Annotated in this window: 9 protein-coding genes; 2 read left to right on the top strand and 7 right to left on the bottom strand. The window is 40.4% G+C overall.

Annotation, left to right across the window (positions count from 1 at the left end; all coding sequences use genetic code 11):
- Window positions 1–512 precede the first annotated feature (512 nt).
- From ACGTNI_RS13045 to ACGTNI_RS13060, 4 genes are read right to left on the bottom strand one after another with little or no spacing between them, the layout of a single operon-like run.
- Entirely contained in the window at window positions 513–1,442 is a 930-nt protein-coding gene (locus ACGTNI_RS13045; protein ID WP_394463074.1) for a CBASS cGAMP-activated phospholipase, read from the bottom strand.
- Window positions 1,442–2,524 carry a Ger(x)C family spore germination protein gene (locus ACGTNI_RS13050; protein ID WP_394463076.1) on the bottom strand — a complete coding sequence of 361 codons (1,083 nt, stop codon included), beginning with the start codon at window positions 2,522–2,524 and terminating at the stop codon, window positions 1,442–1,444. The genes ACGTNI_RS13045 and ACGTNI_RS13050 overlap by 1 nt, the downstream gene beginning before the upstream one ends.
- Window positions 2,514–3,620, bottom strand: coding sequence for a GerAB/ArcD/ProY family transporter (locus ACGTNI_RS13055; protein ID WP_394463078.1), 1,107 nt, complete (start codon window positions 3,618–3,620; stop codon window positions 2,514–2,516). Before ACGTNI_RS13055 ends, ACGTNI_RS13050 begins: the two co-directional genes overlap by 11 nt.
- Window positions 3,613–5,106 (bottom strand): spore germination protein, encoded by a 1,494-nt coding sequence (locus ACGTNI_RS13060; protein ID WP_394463080.1) that lies wholly within the window; start codon window positions 5,104–5,106, stop codon window positions 3,613–3,615. Before ACGTNI_RS13060 ends, ACGTNI_RS13055 begins: the two co-directional genes overlap by 8 nt.
- Window positions 5,107–5,231: 125 nt before the next feature.
- Here ACGTNI_RS13060 and ACGTNI_RS13065 point away from each other — a divergent pair, with 125 nt between their 5' ends.
- On the top strand, window positions 5,232–5,402 hold the full coding sequence (locus tag ACGTNI_RS13065; RefSeq protein ID WP_394463082.1) for a hypothetical protein: 171 nt from the start codon (window positions 5,232–5,234) through the stop codon (window positions 5,400–5,402).
- 48 nt (window positions 5,403–5,450) lie between these two features.
- Here the strand turns inward: ACGTNI_RS13065 and ACGTNI_RS13070 are convergent, their stop codons facing one another.
- Window positions 5,451–6,377 (bottom strand): DMT family transporter, encoded by a 927-nt coding sequence (locus ACGTNI_RS13070; RefSeq protein ID WP_394463084.1) that lies wholly within the window; start codon window positions 6,375–6,377, stop codon window positions 5,451–5,453.
- A gap of 257 nt (window positions 6,378–6,634) precedes the next feature.
- Window positions 6,635–7,984, bottom strand: a complete 1,350-nt coding sequence (locus ACGTNI_RS13075; protein WP_394463098.1) for an MDR family MFS transporter — start codon at window positions 7,982–7,984, stop codon at window positions 6,635–6,637.
- Between the two features lie 248 nt (window positions 7,985–8,232).
- Between ACGTNI_RS13075 and ACGTNI_RS13080 the strand changes: the two genes are divergently transcribed.
- Complete coding sequence (locus ACGTNI_RS13080) at window positions 8,233–9,843, top strand: BCCT family transporter (RefSeq protein ID WP_394463086.1); 1,611 nt, start codon at window positions 8,233–8,235, stop codon at window positions 9,841–9,843.
- On the opposite strand, the gene ACGTNI_RS13085 is transcribed toward ACGTNI_RS13080, so the two are convergent.
- On the bottom strand, window positions 9,813–10,060 hold a 248-nt coding region (locus tag ACGTNI_RS13085), incomplete at its 5' end, for a hypothetical protein (protein WP_394463088.1). The genes ACGTNI_RS13080 and ACGTNI_RS13085 overlap by 31 nt on opposite strands.

Here is a 10,060-nt window from a genome sequence, read left to right on the forward strand (position 1 = left end):
AGAATTACTCGTTAAGTTTTGATTATAAAGACAAATTGAATGTTATAAATGGCAACTATCCCCACAACTATAAATCCTTATTTAACCCTATAATAACGGAGGAGATAGTTAATTATACTTCTTTCAAGGTGCTCGTTTTGGTATACCAAAATGATAATTTTATGAACATTTTGTGATTTTTAAGCTTATTATTCGGTATTTGGTATACATTTTTTATTGACTTCTCTTTTTCTCCAAGCTATAATATGGGTGTAAACATCATTAAAACTACCTACCTACAGGAGGAATCCCATTATGTTTGAATTTTTCTTTGGTTCAAAACATGCTATGTCAAAAGCCGATCGCAAACTTGCCAGACTTAAAAGTATGTTAAAGTTTTAATTCCATTCAATACCCTTAATCAAAACAGACTTTTCACTTTATCCGCTGCTTACTTAATTAAGTGGCGGATTTTTTTGCCTTATCTATCATTAAACGTCTGCCCCCCATAAGTCTCTTTTCTTCTAATGAATTTACTTTTCCAAAAAATCAAAAATTTTATTGCGATAGCAATTAAAAACCTGATTCCCTAGTTCAATCAGTTCTTTTGTATATTTGACATCATCAAAAGGGACCTCTCCACCAAGTTTTTCATTAATGCGAAGGTAATTACCCTTCAAAAGAAGCTGGCTGTGATAAGAGACAGATTCAGACGACAAATTCAATGCCATATCCAACAACTTAGGCGTAACTTTCATATCAGGCAAGCGGAATGGCATCCACTTTTTTATCCCCCAAAATTTATCGTGATCGATGGTAAAGTCGATATTCTGATCTCCAGTACCTAGCGAGAGAATATGGATATCCTGCAAGTTAACATCAAAATAGTGCACTGCCTCGGTGATACAGACAAGAGAAGGGTTGTTCGCCCATAAACCACCATCTATGGACATATAATCATTCCTGACATTGTTCGGTGGAAAATAGATAGGTGCCGAGCATGACGACAATACCGCGTCCCATAATGGAATAGAAAGGTCATCATTTTTTGGATCAACAGCGTGGGAACGATGAATATAAGGTTTACCATGAGTAACATCCACTGCTGGAATCAATAACGGTATTTCTATGTCCCCGAGTGTCCGATTCCCAAACGCCTTTTTAAGAAGCTTCCTCAAGTAATGATCACTATAAACACTTTTAAATAAACCGATTTTAGCCTGCCTGATGAAAATTTTCTTCCCGTAATCTTGATAGTATTGCAGAAGATAATCCATATCCTTCTTCAGGGAAGCTGAAGCAGCAATAATAGAACCGGTACTGGTCCCAGCTATCAAATCAAACTTTTCAGCAACTGAACACCCCAACTCTTTTTCCATGGCTCTCAAAACCGCAATCGGCATAACACCCCGGATGCCACCACCATCAATACATAATATTTTCATTTGTTCACCAACGCTCATTAGGCTGATATTCCCGTTTCAACAATCTGCACTTCCACATTAACCTCTACTGGAACATTAGGATACTGCTGTTCCCACGCCTCTTTATCAAAATGGCCTTTTCGATTTTTTAATACTTTTCCAAGTCCTAAAGGATCCACTTCCTTCTCTTGGAATTGCTTAATCATTCTTTTTCCTTTTTCCTCATGATAGTGCTCGAATGCTTTTTCCAGTTGGTCTGTTAGTTTATAGGTGTCTTTGGCGGTCAAATCTGATATTTCACTGACCATCCCTTTCATTTTGATATTTACTGAGAATTTAGGGTTGTTTCTATCTCCATAAAGTCTATATTTTACTTTAGAGCCGATATTGTCCATTACTACCGTCTTCCCACCGATCTCTATTCCTTGTGTGCCATCATTAAAATTCTCTATCAGCAGTTTGTAAGTGAAAACATCTGAATAAGGCACTTCATGAACCAGAGCATCCTCCTTAAACACCCCTATACCGTCCATTTTCATTTCGTTCTCTTCCAACTTCAATAATGGAAGAAAACCATCTATTCCATCCCCGTAATAAGCGTATAAGAATTTATGCAAGTTGGTCTTAGGAAAATTATTTCTTTCATTTTGTTCCACTATCCCGGTAAGGAAGCGGGCCGTCGTTTCATTTTCACTGTATTTAGTTTCGATCATCTCTTTTGCGCTACCTTTTACAATTCCAAGATAGACATCCCTTCCAATGTGTGGATCACGGGCTAGTACATCAATAATTTCAGATATTCCTTCAGTGACAAGCCTTTCATCGTATAATGCAAGACTTAACTTACCCAGTCTTATCGGTCTGGGTGACTTACTCTCGAGACCAGAAGAAATTTCTTTCATTGACTTAGCTGTGAAAGACAGGAATTGTTCAGAAGGAATTTCTTCTTTACTCCTACCGAAATGTCGTACAGATATGGTGCCTTGAACAAGGTCATTATCAACGTAATCATAGCCTACTATATTAACCAACGCGACATTTTCTACACTTTCATGGGGTAGACAGCCTGTCAGAAAAATGGAGAATGCAATTATTATTAGAAATATTTTTTTAGCTTTCATTAGCAATTCTCACCTTTTTCATTATCCAAGTTAGAACAAACAACACAGGGATATACATCAAAAAGTAAAACCCAATCTGGTTTGTGAAGGTATTAAGCCCGTCAATCAAATTGCGATCATCGATTCTGATGGTTGCTATGAAGACGATAACCATATACAAAATAAGGATGTACTTTTGTTTAATGTTGAACATACGTTTAGGAATTCTGCTGGCTGCCCAAAGCCCCAGGCATATATTCGGTAAGACTACGTAAGCCCATAAAGCTATCCCCATATATTCGAATCGTTGCATGAAAGGGAAATCTACAATTTTCCATAATGAAATGGTACCCCATGTTACAAACTGCAATTGCTCTTCGCTATAATAAATGAAAGCCACCAAAGCACTGGCTAAATAAATCATGGTTGTGTAAAAAGAAGCAAAATGTGCCCACTTTTTAGAAGAAGAAGCATTCTTTATAAATGGATAAAAAACCAATAACAATTCAAACCCTAAAAAACTGAGTGTACTCGTTTTTGCGGACACTAAAATCTCATTAATGGAATGGTCGACCAGAGGATAAACATTATCAACCTGTCCGTTCTGAATGGGAAAGAATTTGAACAATAATAACGGTAGTCCCAGAATTACACTTAGCAGGCACATTCCGACTACTATACGCAGGCCACCGGTTATAAAATAATAGGCAAGCAGCAAATAAGCTAACGCAAACATCCATACACTCATTTGAGGGAATACCCAAACTTGAATTATTTCTGTAAATGTTCTCAATACCGTAAGGCTTAATAGAAGAAAATAAAAGCTGAAACCAATATTCAGCAATCCACCCAGAATTTTTCCATACACAGACGTATGAATAGAAACCAAATCTCCGCCATTAGCCTCTAGTATCCAATAAATCATAAATAGCAAGAGATGAATGGCGACACCAGCAATTAGTATCGATATCCATGCATCATAACCTGCATCCATTGCTATATACTTTTCAAACCCCAGTATTCCTACCCCGACTTGCATAGAGTGTACAAGGAAAAATACCATGGTAGATGTAACTAATAAATGTTCAGGTACTGGAATTTTGTTGGTATTATTCATCGATATCCCTCTTCTCGCTAGCCCGTTTTTGATTGAACCGTTCAGAATCTATTGGCCGCGTTTGGATTGGCCTTTGCGATTGTTTATTAAACGGGAGACGAATGAAGGCATCCTTCAGATCCCGGAATCTAAGTGGGTAGATGGGTGCAAAGAATGGCCTTCCGATCGATCTCAATTTAAGCAAATGGGCAATAAAGAACGCCATTACCAGAGATACACCAACTAACCCCCATAATTGAGCCCCAATCATAAATGGAAAGCGGACAAGCCGTATCGTATTACCTATCTGATAGACGGGTGTTGTAAATGAAGCGAGTGCTGCAAGTGCAACGATAATCAATAATACGTTACTGGTTAGACCAGCTTCTACAGCTGCCGTTCCAATAACGATACCACCAACGATACCAATGGTCTGACCGACCTTCATCGGCAGCCTGGCCCCTGCTTCCCGCAATAATTCAATCGTCAGTTCCAATATAATTACTTCAAGAATTGGCGGAAATGGTATATCCGCACGCGAGGAAACTATTGTCGCCAATAAATCTTGTGGAATCATTTCATGATGATAAGTTAATATAGCTATATATAACGGTGTACTAAGAACAGAGAAGATGACAGCAAATAATCGAATAAGCCGAAAAGCCGATGCCAAGTGCCAGGGCAGAAAATAATCATCAGATGCAGAGAAGAACTCGACAATCGTAGTGGGGCATGTCAAACCATGCGGCGAGCCATCGACTAATATTGCGATCTTCCCTTCAACAAGTGAACCAGTAACCCGGTCTGGCCTTTCCGTGTCCAGGAGTTGCGGAAAAGGAGAATTAGAATTATCAGCAATTATTTGTGTAATATATGAGCTATCATTAATCTGATCATATTCAATATCTTCTAGACGCTGCTCAACTGTATTAACATTTTCTTCATTAGCAACCCCTTCCACATATAGAATAGCGACACGGGTTTTTGTCAGTTTACCAATATTAACTTCCTTAACTATTAATTGTGGTAATGTCAAACGTTTTCGAACAAGATTGATGTTTGTATCAAGGGATTCGACAAATGCTTCTTTTGGACCTACAACACTGAACTCCACTTCAGGGATGCTGACATCACGATTTTCAGCTACTACTGCTGGAATAGTCAGAACTTTCTTATCAGATTTCTTCATTTGTATGATAATGTGACCTTGCATGAATCGATGCCTGATAATATTAACATCGTCAGTAACTGCTAAGCCTTCAACTGGGATATTGTTTTTCATGGCTTCTAATGAATGCAAGGCATTTCGCTTTAATGTGGGTAAAATCAATCTGTTTATTGTTTTTGGTTCTATCATTGTCTCAAAATAAGACACAACGCAATTGGTTGGTTCTTCCAGTTCATAACTCATGAAGTCTTTCGACTGACTTAGTTTGTTCATCAAGTCCTTAAGCGTTTCATTATGATTTGGTTGTTGATCTCCGCTACCTTTTTTCCATTTCCACATCAGAATGCTCCTTATGATTAAAGAGAGTAAGTTCTATTTTGATCTCTCTTTAGTACTGTGCAATGCAGAATAATTTATACCAGCACGGGAAAGATAATCTACACCTGGAAATCGGAGGGAAAAACATGATACTCGCCTATGTAATTCCTTTATTGATGGTTACAGCTTTCTTTATTGCAGTGCTTTTATTAATGGATTGGCTTGCAAAATTAATACTATATTCTTTTATTATTATTCTTTTATTTCTTCCTTTCTTTCTCCTTTATAAAGCAGAAGCAGAAGACGAAAAGAGATAAAAAAACGATTCATCCTCTGTTGAAGATGAATCGTTTTTTAATGCATATTTAACTGGCCATCCGCTTTTTCTTTTTTTTTTTTTTTTTACGAATCGATTGCTCTAATGCCCCTGTACCTAGTATAACTCCTGTCACAATGAACAAGAATCCGTACAGCTGCTCCACCATAATTCTTTCCCCTAAAAACAGGTAGGAACCCGTCAGTGAGAAGAATGGAGTAAGGTTGATGAAAATAGCTGTTTCTCCAGCGCCGATCTGGTGGATTGCTTTATTATAGACCATATGTCCAAGTCCGGTTGCCAATATCGCCGAGGCTAAAAACACAATCCAGGCAAGAGGAGTGCCTGTCGTCAATGTAGCAAGCCCATCAGGCTCCAGCTGAGCACTTACGACGAACAGGAAAAAAGCCCCCGCAATTTGCATCCAACCCGTCATCAGGCGGGCATCCATCGTTTCTGTCGCCCGTTTGATGGCAATGAAACTGACAGCCTGGGTTACGACGGCAAGAAAAATGTAAAGATCACCACGCGAAATACTCCCTACACTTCCTTCTCCGTTCATCACAATGAATGAAACGCCAATCAGACCAGACACAATGCCGATCATCCTCAGGACCGTCAGCCTATCGCCTAAAAATAATATTGCAGCTAACGCCGTCATCAGCGGAACCAAACCCAGGATAAGACCGGCATTAGAAGCATTGGTAGCTGTGAGACCTACCGATAAAAAGAAATGGTGGCCTAAAATCCCGGTCAATGCGCCAATCGTAATATAAATAAGCTGAGGTCTGGTAACTTTTCGGAATTCCTTTTTGATTCCTAAAATAAGCATGACAACAATACCTGCCAGCAGAATCCGAAAAGCAGTGATAGTCACAGGCGCAAAGTTTTCCACCAGAACTTTAATCGCGATGACATTGAATCCCCAGATCATCATGACGAAAAAAAGCAGCGTGTATGTAAGTGGTTTAGACATATGCTCTCATCTCTTTCTAATTCATAAATAAATTTCTTATAAATAAATAAGTTTAAACCTATACGCCACTCTATTCAATTAAAGTGCCTGTATATAGTATGCAAACAAAGTTAACTTCTCAAATTTCCCCCCATACGCCATGTATACTTACCAGGAAAGCTCATATTTTCACGTTGATAGCGGCCCCCTGAGCTCTACAACTTTCATAAAGGTAAAGGCGGAAAACTTCTGGAAGAAGGTTTCCGCCTCTATAAAGCTCAGGCAACGCCTGGCCGTGAATTTTTGATAAAAAATGACATACCAAGCCCGGCAATCGCTATGATCCCCGCAACAATAAATGAAACGTTCACCCCATGAATAAGTCCGGTAATCCCTTCTGCGGGATCAGCCTGGGTGGTCATTACAGATACCAGCAAGGCTGTGCCGACCGCTCCGGCTACCTGCCGCATCGTATTATTCATCGCTGAACCGTGCGGCATAAGTTGGTTCGGCAGTTGGTTCAGTCCTGCCGTTGTGACTGGCATCATGATCATGGAAATACTGAACATACGAGCTGCATTAACGGTTGCCAGATAAACAAATGTCGTTTCCATGGTTATGTTCGAAAACATAAAGGTAGTGATTACCAGAATCGACAAGCCGATGATAGCCAGCCACCGCGCGCCAAACCGATCAAAAAGCCGGCCTGTGACCGGGTTCATCAGTCCCATGAGCACCGCTCCAGGAAGGAGCATTAATCCTGATTCTAATGCCGTAAACCCTAACATATCCTGCATCAGAATCGGAAGGATGACCGCGCCCCCAATCATCGCAATAAATGATACCATCCCGATTGCCGTAGTGAGAGTGAAGGTAGTGTTTTTAAAAATCCGGAATTCCAAAATCGGCTGCTCAAGTTTCAATTGTCTCAATATGAATAATACGAGTGTAACGGCACCAACAAGTAAAGACCCCAGCACTTCTGTATAGAGCCATCCACCACTGCCTGCCACACTAAACCCATATAATATGCCGCCAAAGCCGACAGTCGATAGAATGATCGACAAGATATCGACCTTCGGGAATGTCTGCTTCGTTACATTTTTCAAAATAAAATAAGCGACAATGATATCTATGATTGCGATAGGCAAGATAACATAAAATAAACTTCGCCAATGGTGGTGGTCAACGAGGTACCCCGACAATGTCGGACCAATGGCAGGCGCAAATGCAATCACGAGACCAAACATCCCCATAGCCGACCCACGTTTTTCAACGGGAAAGACTAAGAACAGAATCGTCTGCATCAATGGCATGATAATCCCTGCCCCCGCTGCCTGCAGGACTCTTCCTGATAATAATATACCGAAGTTCGGAGCAATGGCACATACTAATGTGCCTATCGCGAAGGTACCGACAGCTGTCAAAAATAGCCCCCGGGTTGTAAAACGTTCAATCAAAAAAGCAGTGATAGGAATCATGATTCCGTTTACCAGCATAAAAATCGTCTGCAGCCACTGGGCGGTATTCGCGTCCAGGTTCAAATCCTGCATAATATGTGGAATAGCTGTTGCTAATAGTGTCTGATTCAAAATGGCGACAAATGCGCCGGATAACAATACGATCATTAATGGAACTTTATTGATTGGTTCTTCCTTTGTCTGTTCCACAATATACCTTCTTTCCTAATTTAAGTAACTCAAAAATATTAACTCAAATTATCTTGAAAATCAATGTTTAGTTACCCGAAATAATAGATATTTGTTTTTAAAAGCATAATAATGTTAAATTACTTAAAAATGACTAGCTTACTTACTACACTCACCGGGTACATAAAAAAAGGAGTGTAAAATCATAGTAGTAAAGGAGATGGACTATGGGGAATAAAAAGAAAAAGTACAAATTTATGAACAGCATTTTCTGGGTCTCATTCACCATTATTTTTCTTTTCGCTTTATGGGGTGCGGTTGCTCCTCAGATACTGGCTTCCCAGGCTGAAGTCATTTACGGGTTTATTGCCAATACGTTTGGCTGGTTTTATTTATTGTTCGTGCTTTTTATCATTATTTTCAACTTTTATTTAGCATTCAGTAAATATGGGAGAATCAAACTTGGTGGAGAAAACACCAAACCCAAATACCCTTTGTTTACCTGGATCGCCATGTTATTCAGTACCGGTTTTGGTGTCAGTATCGTCTTCTGGGGTGTTGCTGAACCGATGACCCACTTCGGAACACCGCCTCCCTTCGACCCCAGTATCGAAGCTGGAACAGCAGAGGCTGCAAGAGAAGCAATGTGGAATGCATTTTTCAATAACGGCATACACCAGTGGGCCTCCTTCACTTTTGTCGGACTGGCACTCTCGTACTTTATTTACCGCCAGGATGAACGAAGCCTGATCAGTGATACCATGAACCCGGTAATTGGCGATAAAGGGAAAAAGCCGCTCCGGAATACGATCGACATCATAGCAGTCATTGCTACAGTTATGGGTGTAGCAACTACACTTGGATTAAGTGTACTGCAGATCAACGGAGGTCTTGGCTATGTTTTTAACGTTCCTTCTGGTACCACGACACAGCTCATCATCGTAGGGGCTATGTTCGTCTTCTTCATGGTATCGACTATATCGGGTCTTGATAAAGGGATTAAATACTTAAGTAACGCTAACTTAGGACTGGCTCTTGTGCTTATGGTTGCCGTCTTATTCATCGGTCCTACCGGCTTTATTCTAGATACGATTACCATGGGCGTTGGTGACTACCTGCAGAATTTCTTCCAGGCTAGCTTAAGACTTGATCAGTATACACAAGGAACATGGGTGCAGGATTGGCCGGTCTATTACTGGGCCTGGACCATTGCCTGGGCTCCGTTTGTCGGAATGTTTGTTGCCCGTATCTCGAAAGGACGCACGGTCAGGGAATTTGTACTAGGGGTTATGGTTGCACCTCCAGCTATCGGTCTAATTTGGATTGGGATCTTCGGTGGGACGGCGATCAACTTCGACCTCTTTCATGGTACGGATATTGCCGGGGCCGTTGCTCAAGATGAAACAACCGCATTGTTTGCGATGTTAGAAAACGTACCATTAGGTACCATATTATCGGTACTATCTATCGGCCTGCTGTTTACCTTCCTGGTAACATCCGCCGACTCAGCAACTTTCGTACTTGGTATGATGACATCGAATGGGGATACAAACCCTTCGGTTGTTGTAAAAGTAGTGTGGGGCTCTCTTATCGCCTCACTTGCGATCATTTTGATTATCAGCGCTGGGTTGGAAGGACTGCAAACCGCTTCCCTGATCGGGGCACTGCCGTTTTCAATCGTCCTGTTCGTAGCCGCTATCTCCCTCTTGAAATCGATACGGGAAGATTATAAAGATGCTCGCAGAAAAGCAGAGAAACAAGCAGAAGAAAAACGCCACCAGCGGGTTATCGATCACATTGAAGAGAACTATGAATTTAATAATGATGATAACAAATAACCTAAAAACAAGCTTCCTTTAGAAGGGAAGCTCGTTCTTTTAATGGCTGGCAGTCCATGTAAAGCATCCTGAAGTATAGCTGAACATACAAAAAGAGGCTGGGACAAAACCCAGTAAATTAAACGGAAAGTGGTCGGCATCAAAATGATGCCGACCACTTTTTTATGGTTTTCTTTTATTTTCAATAAAGAAAATAAGGACAACCTCTGATAAAATT

It is taken from the genome of Thalassobacillus sp. B23F22_16 (assembly GCF_043496955.1).
Taxonomy (GTDB): Bacteria; Bacillota; Bacilli; order Bacillales; family Halobacillaceae; genus Thalassobacillus; species Thalassobacillus devorans_A.